The 20,019-nt window shown below is 59.1% G+C and carries 21 protein-coding genes; 6 read left to right on the forward strand and 15 right to left on the reverse strand.

What is annotated here, in order from left to right:
* The first annotated feature begins 122 nt into the window (after window positions 1-122).
* From Q4T40_00655 to Q4T40_00665, 3 genes are all read left to right on the forward strand, one after another.
* Entirely contained in the window at window positions 123-890 is a 768-nt protein-coding gene (locus Q4T40_00655; protein MDT8899757.1) for a DUF4931 domain-containing protein, read from the forward strand.
* A gap of 140 nt (window positions 891-1,030) precedes the next feature.
* Window positions 1,031-1,591, forward strand: a complete 561-nt coding sequence (locus Q4T40_00660; protein ID MDT8899758.1) for a hypothetical protein — start codon at window positions 1,031-1,033, stop codon at window positions 1,589-1,591.
* An 80-nt stretch (window positions 1,592-1,671) separates the two neighbouring features.
* Complete coding sequence (locus Q4T40_00665; GenBank protein MDT8899759.1) at window positions 1,672-2,559, forward strand: hypothetical protein; 888 nt, start codon at window positions 1,672-1,674, stop codon at window positions 2,557-2,559.
* 164 nt (window positions 2,560-2,723) lie between these two features.
* Here the strand turns inward: Q4T40_00665 and Q4T40_00670 are convergent, their stop codons facing one another.
* From Q4T40_00670 to Q4T40_00725, 12 genes are read right to left on the reverse strand one after another with little or no spacing between them, the layout of a single operon-like run.
* Window positions 2,724-3,503, reverse strand: coding sequence for an ABC transporter ATP-binding protein (locus Q4T40_00670; GenBank protein MDT8899760.1), 780 nt, complete (start codon window positions 3,501-3,503; stop codon window positions 2,724-2,726).
* A gap of 37 nt (window positions 3,504-3,540) precedes the next feature.
* The gene (locus tag Q4T40_00675; protein ID MDT8899761.1) at window positions 3,541-4,203 is read right to left on the reverse strand and encodes an energy transducer TonB; all 663 of its coding nucleotides are present in this window, start codon (window positions 4,201-4,203) and stop codon (window positions 3,541-3,543) included.
* A gap of 5 nt (window positions 4,204-4,208) precedes the next feature.
* The gene (locus tag Q4T40_00680; protein MDT8899762.1) at window positions 4,209-4,607 is read right to left on the reverse strand and encodes a biopolymer transporter ExbD; all 399 of its coding nucleotides are present in this window, start codon (window positions 4,605-4,607) and stop codon (window positions 4,209-4,211) included.
* Entirely contained in the window at window positions 4,597-5,187 is a 591-nt protein-coding gene (locus tag Q4T40_00685) for a MotA/TolQ/ExbB proton channel family protein (protein MDT8899763.1), read from the reverse strand. Before Q4T40_00685 ends, Q4T40_00680 begins: the two co-directional genes overlap by 11 nt.
* A complete protein-coding gene (gene tsaA / locus Q4T40_00690; protein ID MDT8899764.1) occupies window positions 5,184-6,017 on the reverse strand; it encodes a tRNA (N6-threonylcarbamoyladenosine(37)-N6)-methyltransferase TrmO in 834 nt (277 codons plus the stop codon). The genes Q4T40_00685 and tsaA overlap by 4 nt, the downstream gene beginning before the upstream one ends.
* Window positions 6,018-6,062: 45 nt before the next feature.
* The gene (locus Q4T40_00695; protein ID MDT8899765.1) at window positions 6,063-7,124 is read right to left on the reverse strand and encodes an iron ABC transporter permease; all 1,062 of its coding nucleotides are present in this window, start codon (window positions 7,122-7,124) and stop codon (window positions 6,063-6,065) included.
* On the reverse strand, window positions 7,111-8,103 hold the full coding sequence (locus Q4T40_00700) for a methyltransferase (GenBank protein MDT8899766.1): 993 nt from the start codon (window positions 8,101-8,103) through the stop codon (window positions 7,111-7,113). Before Q4T40_00700 ends, Q4T40_00695 begins: the two co-directional genes overlap by 14 nt.
* Before the next feature lie 6 nt (window positions 8,104-8,109).
* Window positions 8,110-8,709 carry an FmdE family protein gene (locus Q4T40_00705; GenBank protein MDT8899767.1) on the reverse strand — a complete coding sequence of 200 codons (600 nt, stop codon included), beginning with the start codon at window positions 8,707-8,709 and terminating at the stop codon, window positions 8,110-8,112.
* Window positions 8,710-8,742: 33 nt separating this feature from the next.
* Entirely contained in the window at window positions 8,743-9,882 is a 1,140-nt protein-coding gene (locus Q4T40_00710) for a hypothetical protein (GenBank protein ID MDT8899768.1), read from the reverse strand.
* A complete protein-coding gene (locus Q4T40_00715; GenBank protein MDT8899769.1) occupies window positions 9,879-10,886 on the reverse strand; it encodes a radical SAM protein in 1,008 nt (335 codons plus the stop codon). The genes Q4T40_00710 and Q4T40_00715 overlap by 4 nt, the downstream gene beginning before the upstream one ends.
* A 35-nt stretch (window positions 10,887-10,921) precedes the next feature.
* Complete coding sequence (locus Q4T40_00720) at window positions 10,922-12,022, reverse strand: ABC transporter substrate-binding protein (protein ID MDT8899770.1); 1,101 nt, start codon at window positions 12,020-12,022, stop codon at window positions 10,922-10,924.
* A gap of 40 nt (window positions 12,023-12,062) precedes the next feature.
* Entirely contained in the window at window positions 12,063-14,111 is a 2,049-nt protein-coding gene (locus Q4T40_00725; protein MDT8899771.1) for a TonB-dependent receptor, read from the reverse strand.
* Window positions 14,112-14,561: 450 nt separating this feature from the next.
* Between Q4T40_00725 and Q4T40_00730 the strand changes: the two genes are divergently transcribed.
* Window positions 14,562-14,984 carry a metal-dependent transcriptional regulator gene (locus tag Q4T40_00730; protein ID MDT8899772.1) on the forward strand — a complete coding sequence of 141 codons (423 nt, stop codon included), beginning with the start codon at window positions 14,562-14,564 and terminating at the stop codon, window positions 14,982-14,984.
* Between the two features lie 130 nt (window positions 14,985-15,114).
* Here the strand turns inward: Q4T40_00730 and Q4T40_00735 are convergent, their stop codons facing one another.
* From Q4T40_00735 to Q4T40_00745, 3 genes are read right to left on the reverse strand one after another with little or no spacing between them, the layout of a single operon-like run.
* On the reverse strand, window positions 15,115-16,521 hold the full coding sequence (locus Q4T40_00735; protein ID MDT8899773.1) for a nucleoside recognition domain-containing protein: 1,407 nt from the start codon (window positions 16,519-16,521) through the stop codon (window positions 15,115-15,117).
* The gene (locus Q4T40_00740; protein MDT8899774.1) at window positions 16,518-17,303 is read right to left on the reverse strand and encodes a FeoB small GTPase domain-containing protein; all 786 of its coding nucleotides are present in this window, start codon (window positions 17,301-17,303) and stop codon (window positions 16,518-16,520) included. The genes Q4T40_00735 and Q4T40_00740 overlap by 4 nt, the downstream gene beginning before the upstream one ends.
* A 19-nt stretch (window positions 17,304-17,322) precedes the next feature.
* Complete coding sequence (locus Q4T40_00745) at window positions 17,323-17,565, reverse strand: FeoA family protein (GenBank protein ID MDT8899775.1); 243 nt, start codon at window positions 17,563-17,565, stop codon at window positions 17,323-17,325.
* Between the two features lie 358 nt (window positions 17,566-17,923).
* Here Q4T40_00745 and Q4T40_00750 point away from each other — a divergent pair, with 358 nt between their 5' ends.
* Complete coding sequence (locus Q4T40_00750) at window positions 17,924-19,222, forward strand: phosphatidylserine decarboxylase (GenBank protein ID MDT8899776.1); 1,299 nt, start codon at window positions 17,924-17,926, stop codon at window positions 19,220-19,222.
* A 555-nt stretch (window positions 19,223-19,777) separates the two neighbouring features.
* Window positions 19,778-20,008, forward strand: coding sequence for a ferrous iron transport protein A (locus tag Q4T40_00755; protein MDT8899777.1), 231 nt, complete (start codon window positions 19,778-19,780; stop codon window positions 20,006-20,008).
* The last annotated feature ends 11 nt before the right edge of the window (window positions 20,009-20,019 follow it).

Below are 20,019 nucleotides of genomic sequence, written 5' to 3' on the forward strand. Positions count from 1 at the left end.
GAGGAAAAGGCTGAGAATCCGTGAGTTCGCGGGTTCTCATTGTTTGTCTGGATGGTTGGCGGCGGTGGCCGGTATGGTATAATATGAAAAGCAATGCACATTTATCCGCAGGGAGACTCAGCATGAACTCTAGACAGACCCACCTCGTTTTCGACACCAAGATCGGCGGCGCCAAACCGGTGACTGTCGTCGATAACGGCCATAGATGCCCCTTCTGCTGCCGCGACGAGCTTGAGGGCATCATTGCCGCTGACGGACAGATACTCCTTGTCGCCAACAAGTACCCGGTGCTGCGGGATACCGTCCAGACCGTCCTGATCGAGACCGACGACTGCTCATCCGAGCTGTCGCTCTATCCCCGGGAACATCTCCACCGGGTCATCCGCTTCGGTACCGAGAAATGGCTGGACATGATCGCCGGCGGCGAGTTCGCCTCGGTCCTGTTCTTCAAAAATCACGGCCCCAGCTCGGGTGGCACCATCCGTCACCCCCACATGCAGATCATCGGCGTCCGTCATGTCGACTACACCGCCAATATCCCGCCGGCCAGCCTCGAAGGCATCCCCATCAGTTGCGACGGTGGCGTGGAGCTGGCGATCGCCGACAAGCCGCTGGTCGGTTTCGTGGAGCTCAACCTCAAGCTCGCCGACCTTGGACACCTGGATCGCCTGGCGGACTACCTGCAAATCTGCGCTCACTACTTTCTCAATCACTTCAACCGCCACTGCAACAGTTACAATATCTTCTTCTACAATATCGGCGGCCGGATAACCGCCAAAGTCATGCCCCGGTTCGTGGCCTCGCCCATCTATGTAGGTTACGCCATCCCTCAACTGTCCACCCGCATTCCCGACGTCGCCGCCGATCTCAAGCGGATATACGGGTTATAGAGTATCCTGCGGAGGCGAGCTGCGCCTCTACCGGTGGCAAATGTCAGGTATTGTTCGCCCTATGGCATTCGAGTTTGCATTTTTACACTGACCGCAAATTGTGATATATTGGGCGTTGGAGAATATAAGGAGGAATTATTATGGATTTCATACACGTTAGTTCGCGCGAGCTTTCCCCGGGAACGGTGTTAAAGCCTTACGGCATGGATTTGCACATGCAGAAGGGCTTGAATGTAGCGAGACTGGTCATTGACTTCCGTCCCGAAGATACTATCAGCATGGTGTTTGTCGCGAAGATGATCGAATGGCAGCTCAATAACAAGATCAGCGGCGAATTCGCCAATATGATCGTTGAACACATGCTGGAGAAAACCCGGCAGCAGGAGTTTCCCAATCGTCCGTCACGGCTCGGTTCGTGCTTTTTGTTTCCCGAAACCGCCGCCGCGCAGCAGTTTATCAAACACTACCGCGAAAGCCGGTCGTACATATATAAATGTAAGGTTGAAGCCGAGAATTATGTTACCTGCGACATGGCCCTGATAAACAGCCACAATATTATGTATGAGACCGATTCTGTCACCGAACTGGCGGCGCTTAGGGAACGCTGCGTCAAATATTGGGCCGGCGAACAGCCGATGGCTCTGCCCGAAGTGATCGTGCCCGGGGTTGTCAAGATAAGCGGGCTGATCGCCCGTACTTAGGCTGCCTAGCCACGCATTCCGGCTGGCGGCATTCGGGTCTGCCATCCGCTTCGAGATTCTTCTCTTAAGGGGGATAAAGCGTGAATCATGCTAAGCTGGAAGAGGCTATAGAAAGTGTAAGGAAGGCGTTTTCGGCTAACGACAAAAAGATCGGGATACTCTATTCCGGCGGCAAGGACAGCACCGCGGTGTTGTTGACGATTGCAAAAGAATTTCCGGATGCGGAGCTGTACCTTTATGCGCTTAACAATGGCTGCATGTACCCGGAGGAAATAAGGAACAAAGTCAAAGAAAAACTTGAACTGTTCGCGTCCAAAGGGCTCGTGAAAAATAAAATGACGGCAATTTATTTCGATTTCCGGGAGATGATGGCATTCCTGGGATTCAGGTCGTTTCATGATGATATGCATACTTATCCGACCGGGCTGCTGTGCTGCACATGTAAAGTGATCATGCATTTCCTGACGGCAAAGTACAGCTCAACCGTCGGGGTCGTGAAGATCGCCGACGGTTACAGTTATTTCGAACGGTTTCTGCCTGAGCAGCTTCCCGAGTTCAAAAAAGTCGTCGCCGGCCCGATTGCCGATAAGTACGGGATAGAGATCGTTTCCCCCCTTTATCATGTATTTGATGCCGCGGACGCCCCGATGAACATTATTAAGGGATTCGGCCTGGACCCAGGTATCTTCCTTGGTGAGAAGCAGGGGCAGGGAGTGTGTATGCTTGGCTTGATTTATAAGATTCCCTATGATGTCAACGAAGCGGACGAGTCCCAAAATGTCTTTTTCAACGCGATGAGAGACGCCGTTCTCGACTATACCGGCGCTAAACTGCGGCTCATCAGCGGCGCTGAGGCGCACAGGCTCGCGCGGCGCGATTCATACGGCCATGAGTATATGGCGGATATTTCCTATGACGAGCTGATGGACAAGGCCATAGCGGCAAAAGAAGTATTCTTTGAAAGTTGAACGGGTCCGTTATTTTGGCTGGACAAAGTGCACATAAGCCTGCAATCCGGAACAACGGCCACGGGAGTAAGAAGCAAGAGCCTGCCTATGAGGTAAGCTCTTGCTTCTTTTCGTGCGCGGGTTTTTCTTTGGAAACGGGAGGTGCGCCGAAGAGGCCGGCGGCGTCAGGCCAGCAGGGGTATGCAGACCTTGACCGGCGTGGCGCCGTCGGCGATTTCGACGATTTTGACCCTGGCTCCGTATAGATTGCTCAGGCTGTTCTCAGTTACCGTTTCTTCGGGGCGGCCGGCGGCGATTATCCGGCCGTGCTTCATGACCAGTACCTTGTTGCAAAGCATGAAGGCGTGATTGGGGAAGTGGGAGGTCATGAGGATGGAGTAGCCCTGCCCGGCCAACTGGCTGATGACTTTGAGTATGCGGACCTGGTTGCCGTAGTCGAGACTGGAGGTCGGCTCGTCCATGACGAGCATGCTGGCTTGCTGCGTAATGGCCCGGGCGATGAGGGTAAGCTGGCGTTCGCCGCCGCTGATTTCACTGAACAGGCAGTCGGCGAGATGGGCAATGCCCAGCTCGCGCAGAGCCTCCTTGGCAACGGCGACGTCGGACCTGGAGGGGACGGCGGTGAAGCCGATGTGCGGGGTGCGGCCCATGACGACCATGTCCAGCACCCGATAGGGAAAGACAGTGTCGGTTGCCTGCGGGACATAGGCTATCGTGCGCGACAGCTCCGCCGGCGGCACGGAGGCGATTTCCCGGCCCTTTACCCTGATGCTGCCGGTATGGACCTTGGAAATTCCCAGCAGGCAGCGGAGCAGCGTGGTCTTGCCGGCGCCGTTCGGACCCAGCAGGCAGACAATGTCGCCGTCCTGCACCGTTAACGAAAGACCGGATAATAGGTTGCCCGCACCCGAATAGCCAAAGCTTATATTTTTAACTTGCAGCATTTTGTTCCCCCTGACCGGGGTGGCCGACAGCCACCGGTTAATCAAGCCTGAATACGACCGGTACGGTCGCCCGCACTGCGATCGGCCGCCCATCCTGATATGCGGGCCGGAAACGCCAGGTGCGCAGACAGTCGAGCGCGGCCCGGTCGAGCGAGCTGCTGCCTGAACTGGCGGCAAGCTGTACATCCTGGACAAGGCCGTTCTCATCGATGAGCACGTCGACTCGGACCGTGCCTTCCCAGCGCTGGGAACGGGCGTCGGCCGGATACTCCGGCGCCGGCGAGTACACCACCGCCAGCCGCCGGGCGGATTTGACCGGGGCGCCCTTGGAGACGCCGGGGGCGCCTTTGGGGGCGGGGCCGCCGCTCGGAATCGCCACCGCCTCGTTGCCGGCGCGGCTGGCCGCGACCGGCGGTCCCGTAGTGAGCTTAACCGGCTGGTCGACGACGACCGGTGAGGGTTCAGCCGGCGCGGGTTCGGTCGGAGCGGCGCTGTCCACGGGTTTCGGCTCATCGACAGGTGGCGGCTTGGTGTCGAGGATGGACTGGGAAGGCAAGACTTTCGTAAGTTCGACTTCGATATACGGTTTTTCTTTTTCCGGCGGCGGCATGTGGCCGAAGCCTTGGGCCACGGCCACGAGGAGCAGGGAGTGAACGACGGCGGAGATTACGGCTGCCGGCAGCCACGTTTTGGTTTTCACGGTTATCACGGTTCCTTCGCTGCGGTGGCGATGGATATTTTGGTAATGCCTGCTTTACGGATTTCGTCCATTACTTCGACTACACGCCCGTGGCTTGCCTCCTTGTCCGCCTGGACGGAAACGATCGTCTTGGCGTCGCCGAGGCTTCGCAGGAGCGACGTCAGCCCGGCCTTGGCGACCGGGCGGCCGTCCACCGCGATCCGCCCGTCTCTCGTCACCAGGACGGCGACATGCCCGACAGGCTGCTTGTTGGCGTCGGCCTGGGGAAGGCTGACGGAAAAGCCGGGATAGACAACCACGAACGCTGTGGACATCATGAAGAAAATAACCAGCAGCATCATGATGTCGACCATCGGCGTCATGTCGATGTGGACGCCGATTTTTCGCCGCCCTTTAGTCCGCACAGTTATCACCTCTGGCAGTCGCGAGCGCCTGCAGTTCGCCGAGCCTCGCCTCCAGCGACTGGGTCAGCCGGTCGGCCCAGTTGCGCAGGAAGTTGTGGCTTATGATGCAAAAGACGGTCACCGTCAGGCCGGCGGCGGTGTTGTACAAAGCCTCGGCGATGCCTTCGGCCAGCATCTGCGGATTGCCGACCCCGCTGGCGGCCGCGGCGTGAAAGGTTTTGATCATCCCGAAGACCGTTCCCAGCAGCCCCAGGAGAGGGGCGATGGTGGCGATGGTCGCCAGGACATACAGGTATCTTTCCAGGCGGAGGCTTTCGTCGAGCAGGGCGCTTTCTGCCGCCGCTCCGGTATTGCCGCCGCGCAGCCCGGCCCACAGCCGGGACAGGGGGCTGTCGCCGTAGGGCGGCGCGGTCGCGCCGCCAGTTTGCCTGATTCTGGCCGCGAAGGCGGTGTCTGCTTTTTCCGCCCAGCGAAGGAACCACCAGCGCTGAACGGCTACCGTCACGGCGATGAACGAGCAGGCGATGATCAGGCAGAACACCAGGCCGCCTTTTGTTAATACATCTTGCAGGCCGGTCATCTTTCGCCACCGGGTGCGGTTTCCGCGCCCAAACGGAAAAGCTCGGCCGGCGATGCGGACCGCGCCAGGGCCAAGTCCACGTCCGGCCTGATATCAATCCGCAGCGTCCGGCCGTTTTGCGCCCACATTACGCTGCCTGCGCCCGGCGAGGCCATATAGCTGAAGCGGGGCGGATTGGCCAACCGGGCCCGCGTCAGGCCCTGCAGGACGTCCGCAAGGCAGGGGTCGCCTTCGACCGCAACTGTAAGCGCGGGGGAATGGAGTTGGCCAAAGTGTTCTTCGGCCAGCAAGGCGATCCGGACGCCGAGTTCCAGGCCGAGGCACGCCTCGCCGTGATGCCTGAGAGCCAGCTTTCGTAAGTTCGCGGCCCGGGCCGTCAGGTCGCGCGCCGGGATGTGGGGGGTCAGCGGCGAGAAGACGATGTCGTCTCCATAGTACGGTTTGATGTCAAGCACCGGCGTTCCGTCGACCGCGTCCAGGCCGGTGACGTACAGGTCGCAGCCGTCCACTTTATCGAGCGTCACGAGCGTAAGGGCGATGGGGTTGGGGCGGGAGGAGCAGCGGATGGCGAATATCCCGTATTCGGGCAGGTCGGGGTTGACCTTGGACGGCCGCACCCTCAGAACCGACCGGTCAGCCTGGTGAAACCAGGTAAGCACCCATATGTGGCTGTGTTCGCTGATGCGCAGCAGCGCCGGCTGAAAGTCCGGCGCGAGGCGGATCATGGCCTGAAGGCCGCCCAGCGGCATGTCCTCGACTTTGCCGCAGCGGCTATCGACATGGCCTACCGGCCTGATATCCGTGACTTGAGTGAATGAATGGTCGTTCACAGTATCAACTCCCCATGATTGTCGGCGCGTGGTGCCGCAATGTTGTCACGCCCAGCCTTTTTTGGCCCGGGCGAGCAGAAAGACGAAGAAGGGGGCGCCGATCAAAGCGGTGAGTATCCCCACTTGGATCTCGATCGAGGCTATGCTCCGGCTGAGATTGTCCATGACCAGCATATAGGTGCCGCCGAGCAGCATCGACGCCGGCAGTACCCGCGAAAAGTCGGCCCCGACCAGCATGCGGGCCAGGTGGGGGATGAGCAGCCCGACCCAGTGGATGATGCCGCTGATGCTAACCACCGCGGCTGTCATGAGGGTGGCGCAGACCAGCACGAGCATCCGGGTGCGTTTTACGTCGACGCCCAGGGTGTGCGCTTCCTCCTCGCCGACGCTGAGGACGTTTATCCGCCAGCGCACCCGGTAGAGCACGGCGGCCGGAACGGCGACCGGCAGCGCCGTCCAGGCGACGTCCTGCAGGGTGATCTTCGACAGACCGCCCATCAGCCAGAAGGTCAGGGCCGGGAGCGTATCCATCGGGTCGGCGAGGTATTTCAGGGCCGAGGTGGCTGACTGGAAGAAGGCGGATACGACTATGCCGGCCAGCACGAGGGTGATGGCGTGCCGGCTGCCGAACCGCAGATTGATGCAGACGGTGCAGGCGACCGCCAGCAGGCCGAAAACGAAGGCGGTAAGTTCCATCGCCAGCCAGGACTGACGAAAAACCATGCCCAAAACGGCGCCGAAGGCGGCGCCCCAGGTCGCGCCCAGCATCTCCGGGGCCATGAGGGGGTTGCGGAACAGGTTCTGGTAGGCCGCGCCCGCGAGCGACAGGGCCGCTCCGACCAGCACGGCCGCGAGTATCCGCGGCAGGCGCACCTTGAAGATGACGGTTTCCAGGCTGTCCGGCCAGGTCTGGGGCAGGCCGGCGATTTTGGCCGCCACGATTGCCAGCACCGTTTCCGGCGATACGGGGAAGCGGCCGACGAGAAAGGAACCGGCGAAGACGGCGAGCAGTATGAGAGCCATCGCCGGCAGCGCCAGGCCGCCGACGCGGAGGCGCGGACCGAAGGACGCTTTGTGCAGGGCTGCCGGAGTGTTATCGGTGGCCATCGGTGCCTCCTGTTTGGGCGGTGATTGTGGCGTATATGCCGGACAGGCCGGCCAGCCTGGCTTCCCGGAAGCCGTGAGCCGCCAGAAAGTGCCGCCACTCGGCGAAGGTGAACAGCTCCTTGCCGCCCTTGATCTGCCACAGGAGTTTGGTGGCGGCGTTCTCAAGATTGTCGGCGACATCGCCGATGCGGGTCTTGACGATGATTTGCCCGCCCGGGTTGAGGGCCTGGCGGATTTTGGCGAGCAGGAAGTCGCGCTTGGTGCTGTGCAGGACGTTGGCGCAGAGGACGGCGTCGTAACTTTCGCCGATGTTGTCGGTGAGGAAGTCGCCGCCGCGGGTGGAAATCCGCCGCTCCAGGGCGTATTCGCGGATGAAAGTCTCGGCATATGCGGCGACGTGGGGCAAGTCGAACAAGGTTATCTCAAGCTGCGGATATTTCTGGGCGAAGGCGATGCTGTAGAACCCGTGGCCGCCGCCCAGGTCGAGCAGGCGGCGGGCGGCGCCCAGGTCGACGGCTTCCACGGTGCTCTGGATCGAGCCCATCAGGCCGAAGACGCCGATTTGCCGCAGGCGTTCTTTGGTCCATTCTGGCTCGGGGGTGGCTTTAGGCGACTGCGGGGACAGAACGGTCAGCAGTTTGGCGCCGTATTCGCAGTCCAGGGAGAACTCGTGGCCGAGATACAGCGGGCTGTCTTCCCGAAGGTAGGCGTTTGCGAGCGGCGTGGCGGCGAATCTGCCGCCGCTTTCCGCGATGCAGTCGGCGTGGACCAGCAATTTTAGGAGATAATGGGCGACATCCTGGTTGAGGTTCAGGGCGCCGGCGACTTCGCCGGGCGTTCTGGCCGACTGCAGGTGTTTGAACAGCCCGAGCTTCAAGGCGACGCACACCGCCTCGTATATCTGCCTGTTCAACGACAGGGCGGTCAGCGGCGCCGGGTCGACCTCCAGCGGTTGGTACAGGGTTTGGCTGCGCTGCATGGCCGGCTACCGCGTCACCGGGATAGCGCAGCGGGTGCAGGCAATTTTGCCTTCGCGCAGCCTTGTCCAGGGCTCCATGACCTGTTCGCCGCAGAAGGCGCAGCGGGGGGAATTGTGGATGGTTTCTTTCTCCGGCAGGGTTAGGTTGACCGGCGCCACCTTGAGCAGTTCGTTCGCCGGCATGGTCAGTATTTCGTGGATTCGTTGTTCGCGGGCGGTCTTATACTGCCGGTATTCCTCGTCGGATACGCGGCCGGCCATAACCCGGCGGGTAAGGTCGTCGTTCTCGGCCGTATAGTTGTAGGGCAGTTGGATGACTCTGACGGCTTTGCCGCTTTTGCGGCACCCCACGCTGAAAGCCTGTTTGCCGGTGTTGTCGATGTAAAGTTTGCCTTTGCCGAGCGTGCAGCCGAGGATGATCTGAAAGGGGTCGATGGTGCAGCGGTCGCTTTCGGCGATGGTGACCAGGTCGCCTTCGTCGGGGTGGCTATAGCCAAGGGCCGCCAGGGCCGCTTTCGCCAGGCGGTAGCCGATGGCGACGCCGGGGCACATGTGGCCGTGAAATTCGAGTACCTTATTGAGATCGTCCGGATAAGCAGAGTGCATTTGCATAACCTCCTGTATCGAGATAGGGAATGATCAGCAATGGCGGTATTTGTCCTGACGGTGGATTACCGCCATGCAGCCCTGATTGGCCAAGTTGCGGGCGAAACATTCGATGGCGATATCTGCTCCCGTCACGGTGTGCATGAACATGCTCCGGTTGCCGACCGCTATGCTGCGGGCATTGGTAAGGGTGCCGACGGTACCGGCGGGGATGGAGGTGAAATAGCCGGAAAGGGGATACTCCTTGTTTTCGTCGTCCTCAAGGTAGGAGCGGTAGCCGGCGGGGTAGGCGAGGGCCTGGTGCCGGCCGGTGCTGACAGTGAGGTGCTGGCATTCGCATGGCTCGTAGTTGAACCAGTCTGGGCCGTTGCGGCAGCGGCGCGCCGGAAGGGGAAAGTCGCGCAGGCCGACTCCCTCCATCAGGATGAGAGCCACTTTCCTGGTCTTGAGAAGCTCGAGTACGCCGGCGCTGATATCGGTCAACGCGTCGGCCGCTTCCAGGTTGGCGACCGGGAGGAATTCGTTGGCGGCCGCGACCATCCGCGCCTGCCGCAAGAGCGTCGACCGGAAACAGCAGCCCTCCTTAGATACCGCGAGATAGTCGGGCAGGCGCCCGTCCTCGGCAGGCGTGCCTGCGAACAGGGCCATATAATCACGCCTGTCGACTATCCGTTCGATCTCCGGCAGGCTGCGGAGGTAGGCCATATCTTTTTCGCTTGGCCCGTACAGGCCGGCATAGCGGGTCAGCCAGTGGGTGACGACCGCCAGTCCGTCCAGATGGCTGAGGTCGATATAGGCGGCGACGGGAATCATGTCTCCCGTGCCGACTATCACCGGAAAAAAGCCGCCTTCTTTGGCGAAGCGCCGCGCCTCTTCAAAGGCGGCGGCGATCAATGCGGCCCGTTCGTCCGGCGGGGGCGCGTCGAAGCGTAAGGCGTAATATTGCTGGGCGTAGACGAGAAAGGCCAGATGGGGGTCGTAACGCCCGGCGAGGTCCAGGGCGGTGTCGGTCACCCACTTGTTGCCCCTGGCGTCGATGTCGCCGGGGAAGGGGTGGCTGCGGAGGACGTCGCTGACCATGCGAGAGCAGGGGCTGTCGGCGGGTGCTTTTTCGCCGGTCCGCAAATCGCGCGCGCTTTGCCATTCCCGGCCGTCGATAATTGCCAGGCTCATGCCGTTCCCTCCCCGGAGTTCCAGTAGGTCCGTCGGCCATGGATGTTGATAGCGCCGCCGCAGGCCGGGCATTTGTCGCCGAGGCAGTGATAGCGGCTGAGCCGGTCGCCGCCGCAGCCCAGGCTGAAGCGCTCGATTACCGGTGTTTTGCAGTGCGGGCAAAGGGTGTTGACCCAGTCGGAGCCGACGAAGTTGTGGAAATACACGTACGGCAGCAGCCGGCGGCTTTTCTCCAAAGCTTTGTCGATGGCGGCGACGTTGGGGTAGTCGGCATCCTTCATTTTGTGCTCGGGCAGCAGGCGGAACACGTGCCAGGGGATTTTCGGGTCGACGCTGGCGATGAATTCGGCGATTCGGTCGATGTCGCCGTCGTTGACCGACTGAATTACCGGGGTGGTGATTTCCAGGTGGGTGGTCGCCGCCAGATTCCGGATGTTGCGCAGCACCGGCCCGGCGTCGGCTATGCCGAGGTACTCCCGGCAAAATTCGGCTGACAGCCCCTTAAGGCTGATGTTCATGAAGGAGAAAATTCCGGCCATCAGATGGGTTGCTTCTTCGGTCATGTAGGCGTTGGTGAGGCAGCCCATCGGCATTTCCGCCGCGGCTGCCGCTTTGGCCAGTTGCTGGAGGGAGAGGAGCGAGACGGTCGGCTCGTTGACGTTGAAGACGATGTTATGGCAGCCGCGTTTGACGGCCATCGCCACCAGCTCGCGGGGCGTGAATTCGTACAGGTCGTCGAGCAGGCTTTCAGGGTCGCTTTTGGCGACAAAACCGTTGGCGCAGTAGCGGCAGTCGAAGTTGCAGCCCAAGGTGCCGATGGTCATGCTGCGGCTGCCGGGGTAGGCGTGGTAAAACGGCAGGGACTCGATCCGCGACAGCATATAGGTGCTCCAGCGCAGGGGAAACCGTTCGCGGACGGCGCCGTCCTCCTGGCGGTACATGCGGCAGACGCCCAACTTGCCATCGCTTAGGTCGCAGCGCCGCTCGCAGAAATTGCAGTTCACAAGCTCACTCCTTTTAGTCCTGAAGGGCAGGCGGTTTAGCGCTGCGAGCGGCGCAGCAACCGGTCCGTTTCCTCTTCGGAAAGCTGGTAGTGGTAGAACAGCGCGTAAAACTTCTTGACTTCGGCCCGCAGGTCCAGCGGGTATACGTCGGGGTAGAGCAAATTGGCCACCCATTTGATGCCGATGAGCCTGTTGACCGATGGCGGGCGGTCGAACCAGTTGAACGGGTAGTGGGGAATTTCGTAGACCCGCCGACTCTGCACGGCGCGGATGTCGCGCCAGCCGGCGGCGCCCATGATTTGCGGGAAACTGCTGTTTTCGCTGTCGTGGAAGTAGGAGATCAGGATGAGCTCGGGGTCCCATAACAGAAGCTGCTCCAGGGAAACCGGGCTGCGGCCGATGTTTCCGCCTTTGGGGACGTCGACGCCGGCCACGTTGACGCCGCCGACATATTCGATGATTTCGGCGTGCCAGGAGCCGCTCGGCTCGGTTTCCAGCCCTTTCGCCCCTTCGGCGTAATAGACGGTCACCGGTTTGCGGCCGGCCAGCAGCGGTTTTTTGTCCCGGACCATGGCGAGCGTCTCGCGGCAGTAGGCGGCCAGCCGGGCGGCGCGGTCCTCGCGGCCCAGCGCCCGGCCGGCGTAAAGGTAGGCTTGCTCCATGCCGGTCAGCGACCCGTCGACGACGAAAACCGGCAGCTTGGTAAGCTGGTGAATTTCGTCGGCCAGGGTCCGTGCCGCCGGTCCGATCGGTTTGGCCAGCAGGATGAGGTCGGGCTTGATCTTGAGGATTTCTTCGACGCTGGCGGTGCCGCTGAAAGCCGTCCAGGCCCCCAGGACAGGCAGGTCGCGATACTCGGGCAGGATGAACAGGTTTTCCCTGCCGGCCATGTGATAGCTCCAGCCGGCCTGCAGGTCGGGGGCCAGGGTATAGAGGAGCACCGTTTCCACCGGCGACACGGCGTATACTTTTTTGACTTTGGCCGGCAGCGCGACATCGCGCCCGGCCATGTCCGTGACAATGCGGTCGCCGGGTTTGGTGACTGGCGCCGGCATGGCCTGCTCTTGGCCGCAGCCGGCGAGGGCGAGCGATAGGGCGACGAGCAGGACAAACCAGATGTGGCGTTGTGTTCTCATCTTCTTTTACCCTCGGCTGGCGGTTGGCCAGCGAGCTTGTTCAGATTTTGCAGTTTATGCCGGTGATGAAGGTGCGGCCGGCGGCGGGGTAAAACAGGGCGTTGGAGTAATTGCGGTCGAAGATATTGTAGACTTTGACGTACCAGTCCAGCTTGTCGTTCACCTGGCGGCTGATTTTGAGATCCACCGTGTTGTAGGCGGGCAGGTAACCGTATATGTAAGACCCGGTCCGCGTGTCTTTGGTGGTGCCGGTGTCACCGGTGTAACGCTTGTCCACCCAATGGCCGGTGAGGCTGAAGGTGTAGCCTTTGTCGGCTTTGTAGGCCAGGCCGTAGTTGATGTGGTGCCGCGGCGCGTAGGTCAGGTCGGTGACTGTGCCGTCGGTCTTTTGGGAGGAGGTGTCAAGATAGGTGTAGTTGACGAAGCTGCTCCACCGGTCGGTGTGCTTTTTCGTGACCTCCAGCTCGATGCCCCTGATTTTGGCCCAGGTGGCGTTGTAGTAGTATCTGTTCGCGTCGGTATCGATGCGGTCGGTGATGTCGTTCTGGAAAAAGGCGATGTCAGCCGTCGTTTTTTTGTCGAAGACCCTTTTGAAGCCCAGCTCGTAGTTGGTGGACCTTTCCGGTTTCAGATCGGCCGAGCCATAGGAGCCGTAAAGTTGGGTGGCGGTGGGAAAGCTGAGGGTTCTGCCGTAGGAGGCGCGGGCGGTATCCCGACTGTTAAACTGGTACACCAAGTTGACAACCGGGCTGTACGCCGACCCTTTTTTCGTTCCGCTGTCCTGGCTCTTCACTTCGTTGACGTCGTATCTGACGCCGAAGGTGAGCATCGTCTTGGCGCTTAGGGAAAAGTTGTCCTGCAGATAGTAGCCGTAGCGTTTGTTGTTGAACAGTTTCCACTTCAGCTTGTCGGGGTTGTAGGGGTCGTTGACCGGGTCGACGGAGGCCGAGTTTTTCCAGTCGAGGTCGTTGTAAAGCGTGCCGAAGGTCAGTGTGTGCTTGATGTCCAGCTTCCAGTTGCTCTGCATTTCCAGGCCGTTCATGGTGCATTCCCAGGGGCTCTTGTTCCACCGGAGGGTGCTGTAGCCGACGTCTTTGCTGTTGCCGTTTACGATGCCGCTGCCGTTCGGGGTCGCCACGGCCCGGTCGTAGCCGCCGCCGTCAGCCCAAAGCTCCTGGCTTTCGGTAAAACGGTAGGCTTTTATGTCGACGTCGAGTTTGTCGTTGAGTTTCTTGCCGTAGTCCAGCGCCAGACTGGTCCGTTCCCAATTGCGGAATTCCCAGTTGTTGAGCCCGGACCAAAAGCCGGTTTTCGAGGAAACGACGTGGCCGTCGACCGGGTCGATGGCGTTCAGGCAGTCTTTGTCGGTGAGCGAGTAGCTGCCCATAAACGACAGTGCAGCTCCGTCCGGCAACTTCCAGTTCAGTTTTGCGTTCAGATACTTGCTTCGCGCGCCGCTGTCGAGGTAGCCGTTGGTGTTGGTCGAGCCGGCGTTGAAGTAGTAGTTGAACTTGGCGTCGCCGCCGCCGTAGCCAAGCGAGCCGTTGAATGTTTTGAACGAGCCGCCGACAAGCGAAATTTTGCCGCCAGGGTTGTCTTTGCCGCTTTTCGTGGTGATAAGGATGATGCCGCCGATGGCGTCGGTGCCGTAGATGACCGGCGCCGGCCCTTTGATGATTTCGATTTTGGCGATGTTTTCGACCGGGAACATGTTCAGGTCTATCGAGCCGGAGCCGCCGACCTTGGACAGCGGGTTGACCAGCAGGCCGTCAATATAGATTTTGGTGTAGGACAGGCTGCTGCCGCGGATGTCGACCTGCATGGCGTTTTTTTTGTGCTGGTAAAAGTTCAGGCCGGGAACGTCTTCGAGCGCGTCCGCGAGGGTGCGGGCTCCCTTGGCGGCGATTTCTTCGGCGGTGATTACGCTTGTGGTGACCAGGTACTTTTCCAGCGGTACCGCCGTGACCACCACCTCGTCCAGTGTGGTGGCTGCCGGCTCGGCCGCGAGCGCCTTCATCAGGCCGGACGCAGGAACCAAAAGGAAAAAACAGCCGAGAATGACCCCTAAACGGATGAGTGCCTTAAACAATGATCTTCCCCCTCCAAGAATTAAACTATTTCCGGTATTTCTGGAAGCCATTAATTATATTTTATGATAATATATGGACAAACATAAATCAATAAAAAACAATAAAATCATACAATTATATTAGGTTATATTAGTTTTAGTTTGTTTTAGTGCGGGAGTAGCGGTGCGCAAGAGCAACTAGGAGCTGGCCAAAATTCCGCCTCCGCCGGCTCCGGTATACAGACGGGCTCCAGGGGTTCGGGATGCATATGTCGAGGGTAAGCTTCATATAGAATATAAAAAAGATGTTGATAGAGGATGCCGACCAGGGCGGCTAAGGCGCCAACCCTGCGGAAGCCCTCCAAAGTGACGGGAGAGACAACTGACGCATAATATAGAGCAAGAATTGATGATAATGGTTCCCAAATATTTTTGCGGCTTGGTTGCCGGTGGTTAAGGGGGGGGAGCCGGGTGTTGTCGCCCAGCCTTGAGGATTATCTGGAGGAAGTATATAGGTTTTCGATAACCCAAGAAGTGGTAAGGGTGTCCGATATCAGCCACAAGCTGAATTTTGCGCTGCCGTCCGTCTCCAAGGCCTTGGGCAAGTTGCGGGCCAGGGGGTACATATCGTACCAGAAATACGGGTATATCGGCTTGACGGATAAGGGCAGGCAAATGGGCAGCTATCTGGTTAAAAGAAACCAGGTGCTGCAGGATTTTCTCATGCTGCTGCGCACCCCGTGCGATGTGGCTGCCGAGGCGGAAGCGATGGAGCATTACCTGTCGCGGGAGACGATCGAGTCCATCCAGGTGATGATGGCCTTTATGCGGGATGAACCTGAGGTCTATCAGTCTTTCGTGGATTACGCCAATAAGCATGATAAGAAAAAGTGAAACAACCGGGGCTGCCCCGGTTGTTTCACTTTGATTAAACGGTTTTGTGCGAGTGGAAACGGGGTTATGGACAGCCACAGTGGCGGCTGTGGCAGTATTGCCGCGGAATTCCCTGCGGGGAGAAAGCTTATCAGGCAAGGCCAAGACCGCGAGCTGTCTGCGCCACGACGAAGCAGACGGCGAAGGCGATGACGGTGGGAATGGCGAAGGCGGCGAAGGTCCATTTGATGCTGCCCGATTCTTTGTAAGCGGACAGCAGGGTCGTGGTGCAGGGCCAGTGCAGCAGGCAGAAAAGCATCGTGCAGACTGCGGTGAGCCAGGTCCAGCCGTTGTTGACGAGGATGGCGCGAAGCTGTTCCAGGCTTTCGAATTCCACCATGAACCCGGAGGATAGATAGCTCATCAGGAGGATGGGCACGACGATCTCGTTGGCCGGCAGGCCGAGGATGAAAGCCAGGAGGATGAAGCCGTCAAGTCCGATGGCATGCCCCAGGGGGTGCAGCCAGCTTGCCAGGTGGCCGATGACGCTCATGCCTCCTATGTAGGCGTTGCCCAGGATCCAGGTGATTGCACCGGCGGGCGCGGCCATGAAGACAGCCCGTTTCAGCACGAACAGGGTGCGGTCGATCATCGACCGGTAGATGACGGCGCCGAACTGGGGTTTGCGGTAGGGCGGAAGCTCGAGCACCAGGGCGGACGGCTCGCCCTTCAGGACGGTGTGCGAAAGCGCCCAGGATGCGGCGAAGGTTACGGCAACCCCGATCAGTACCAGTGCGGTGATGACGCCGGAGGCGATCAGTGTTTCGGACCCGGCGGCCGCCGCTCCCCCCATGAAGATGGTGGCGACGGCGATGAGGGTGGGAAAACGGCCGTTGCACGGCACGAAGTTGTTGGTGACGATGGCGATCAGCCGCTCGCGGGGCGAGTCGATGATCCGGCAGGATACGACCCCCGCGGCGTTGCAGCCGAAGCCCATGCACATCGTCAGGGCCTGTTTGCCGCAAGCCTTGCATTTTTTGAACAGACTGTCGAGGTTGAAAGCCACCCGCGGCAAATAGCCCAGGTCTTCGAGCAGTGTGAATAGGGGGAAGAAGATCGCCATGGGCGGCAGCATCACCGACACCACCCAGGCCAGAGCGCGGTACAAACCGAGCACCAGTACGCCGTGAAGCCAGGCGGGCGCGCCCCAGACCTGGAACCACTCGGTGAGTTGATCCTGGAACCCGAACAGAACAGAGGCGATCATTTCCGAAGGGAGGTTGGCTCCTTCAACGGTTATCCAGAAGACAACGCTCAGCAGCACGAGCATGATGGGATAGCCGAGCAGGCGGGAGGTAAGGATGTCGTCCAGTTTCGCGTCCCAGCCTTTTGTGTGTTTGGCATCATTTTTGACCGCCCGGCGGGCGATGGTTTCCGCGTTGGCGTAAATGTCGGCGACGATGGCATCGCCGAGGCTGCCGCCGCTGTCGAGGCGGATTGACTCCGCCTCGGCGCACGCTTCGGCCAGGGGGCTGATGGGCTTGATGGCGGCGCTCACATCGCCACCTCCTGTATCCTTTCGCCGCCTGCGGGCGTCGCGGGCAATAAGTCCAGGTGCAGACCGATGGTTTCGATGAACGTCCGGTCGCCGTCCAGAAGGCGGAGCGCCACCCAGCGGGGGTTCAGCCTGTTGCCTACCAGGCGCTGGATGCTGGGCAGCAATTTCGCGACCGCGTTCTCCACCTGGTCCGAATAGACTATATGGCGCGGGTATATTTCGAGCATCCCTGCCGCCATCTGATACATGGTTTCCTTTAGTTCGCCCAGGCCGGCGCCGTTGCGGGCGGCGGTAGCCACCACCGGCACGCCGAGCTCTTTTTTCAGTAAATCGATGTTGACGGTGATGTTTTTTTTGCGGGCTTCATCCATGAGATTGACGCACACGACCACCTCAGGGGTGATTTCCATGACCTGGAGGGCCAGGTTCAGGTTGCGCTCCAGGCAAGTGGCGTCGAGGACGACCAGGGTAACATCCGGGCGGCCGAAACAGATGAAGTCTCTGGCGACTTGCTCCTCGACCGTGTTGGCGAGGATGGAATAGGTGCCCGGCAGATCCACCATCAGGAAGGATCTGTCGCGGAAGGTGAAAGTGCCCTGGGCGTTATCCACCGTTTTGCCGGGCCAGTTGCCGGTGTGCTGGCGAAGCCCGGTAAGGGCGTTGAATACCGTGCTTTTTCCGACATTGGGGTTGCCGGCGAGAGCGATCACATGTTGTTCCGGCGCCGCGACGATTCCGAAATGCTCCCTGAGCACCCGCCGGGAGACATCCTGTTTCTGCATGCTAAAACCTCCCAAACCGCTATATTAAAGAAATCTTGATCCGACTGGCGTCGTCATGGCGGAGGGCGATCGTCGCCCCCCGCACCCCGTAGGCGGTGGGGTCGCCGGCGGGACTCTTGCGAATGCACTCCACGACCGTGCCCGGGATGATGCCGAGGTCGAGAATTCTTCTTTTGAGCAGGCCCGCCAGCTCGACGGAGTTGACCCGGCAGGCGGAGCCGACCGGCAAATCGGCGAGTGAAAGCCGTGCTGGACTGTTCATGGCATCTTCCTCCTGTGAATTAGCCTCAGCTAACAGTGATCGATAAATATGGCGTTAGTTTCCGCCAACATAATTAGCGGCAGCTAACACTCGATGTATAATATGGCCGGGGTTTTTGTTTTGCCACCGAGCAGAGAAATAATTGCGTAAGCCGGGCTTGCGGTATTTTGATCGTCGAGGGCGGCTACTGCCGGGGCCTGTCTTGGGCTGGATGGCGGTCGGTAAAATAACAACCCGTGTCACTCACGGGTTGTTATTTTACCTTTTTTGCCGTTTCCCGCCGGCGGTGACAGGTGTTGCCAAATGAAGGGTCGAAATAAATCCGTTGTTTTATATTACAGTTGAAGGAGGGGCTTTTATGCCAAAAAAACGCTTTAACGCCACTTCAATTTTTATCGTCGCCTTAACAATATTTACGGTTGCATTTTTCGCCGGCATCAAAAACGGGGAAGCCGCCGAGACCGTCAAAAAACATGCTCCCGATACAGAAGCGCTGATATCGATCGTCGAACACAATGCGGACATTAAACGCATGCTTATCCAATCGATCGAACAGGCAAGGCGGATTAATCCCGACAAGGAGACCAACCCGGCCCAGACTTTGGAGGAATACTACGATTACATCGATTGGGCGGCAACGGCCATGCCGTTCAATATCCTGCCCGCCGCGGAGCGTTACCCCAAAGTGTACGAGAGTATCGACCAGAGCCTGGACTACTTTTATTTTCTTATCGACCAGCCGTTGGACGAACTCAGAGGGAAGGGTTATTACTACAACTCGCTTCAATATGTGGAGCCATTCCGCTCCTGGATGATAATCTTCACGAAACATTGGGGCGAATATCTGAGTACGAAAGCTTCCTGGAATGAAGAGTTGTATAAAAAAGTTTGTGCCGATGAAAGATTCGGGATGAACAAAGGCTGGTATGAAAGCCCGGAAAAATGGTCAACCTTCAATGAATTCTTTGCCCGCCGGTTAAGCTCGCCGGCGGTCCGTCCCATCGCCGCGGCTATGAATGAGGCTGTCGTTGTTTCGCCGGCGGATTCCACGCCGCAGGGAGTATGGAAAATTGACAGGAACTCACGGATTGTGCAGCAGCAAGGCGTGCGGCTGAAATCGGCCAATTTCAATTCCGTAGCCGATATTCTGGGAAGGGACAGCGCTTATGCCGGCGAGTTCGCCAATGGCGTTTTGACGCACACTTTCCTGGATGTAAACGACTATCACCGTTATCATTTCCCGGTAAGCGGAACGGTCAAAGAGGTCCGCACCATTCTGGCCGATGACGCGGCGGGCGGTATCACCGTCTGGAACGAAAAGCTACGCAAGTATGTGCTGGAAGATCAAATTCCCGGCTGGCAGTCGATCGAAACCCGGGCCTGCGTTGTCATCGACACGGATAACTACGGGTTGGTGGCTGTGTTGCCTATCGGTATGTCGCAGGTTTCGTCGGTGAACTTTGAAGAAAATGTCCGGGTCGGCGCAAAGGTCAAAAAAGGCGATCCGCTCGGGTACTTTTTGTTTGGCGGCTCGGATATCGTGATGATCTTCCAGCCGCAGGCGGGCTTCGAGTTTACCGCGCCCGCGCTTGACGCCGATTCGTATAAGCATATCTATATGGGCGAAGCTTACGGTATCATGCGCGGGGTCAAATAAGCCGCCCGGCGCCGGCCTTGCTCCCGGCAATTAAATGGGAAGGTATCACGACGCAAACCCGGCACTTGTTGCCGGGTTTTTTGTCGGCGGTTGTACCGGTTTAAAAGGGAGACACTATGAATCGTAATTGCAATAAGCGTATTATTTTGGCAGTAATCATTGACAGGGGGAAGCGTGCATGTATATAATATAAATGATAATGATAATCAATATCACTATATCGCGTAAGAAGTAATATTCGGCGAACATGATGGGAGGCGATCACTCGCTGTTTATTTGCTGTGGTAAATATCGCCCGGCAAGCGACCTGGCGGAAGCGAGACCGGGAGTTTGCGAAAAAGGCTGCCTGTAGGACACGCGTTCACGGTGTCGTATTCCCGGCCGGAGCTGCGGTGTTTGCCGCGCGTGCGTGTGATAGGGCTGGTGGACGGCCTCTCCAGACCGGGGAGGCGTCCGGAGCCAAGAATAAAGACGCATCATCCTTGAGGAAAGGATTTTTATTTAACCATGTAAATGATAATGAATATCAGTATCAAAAAAACAAAGGAGGTTACTATGAATCGGACTCTTAACCAATTGAGCCCCGGGGAGAGGGGCGTGGTGACGAAGGTGCAGGGAAGCGGGCCGGTGAAGCGGCGGATCGTGGATATGGGGCTTGTCGCCGGTACCACGGTCCAGGTTCAGAAGTTCGCCCCGCTGGGCGACCCGATGGAGATCAAGGTGAAAAACTTCAATCTTTCCCTGCGCAAGGCGGAGGCCGCCCTGATAGAAGTGCGGACCGATTGACAGGCGGCTTG

The sequence above is a fragment of the Selenomonadales bacterium 4137-cl genome (assembly GCA_032334055.1).
GTDB lineage: Bacteria > Bacillota > Negativicutes > Sporomusales > UBA7701 > Anaeroselena > Anaeroselena agilis.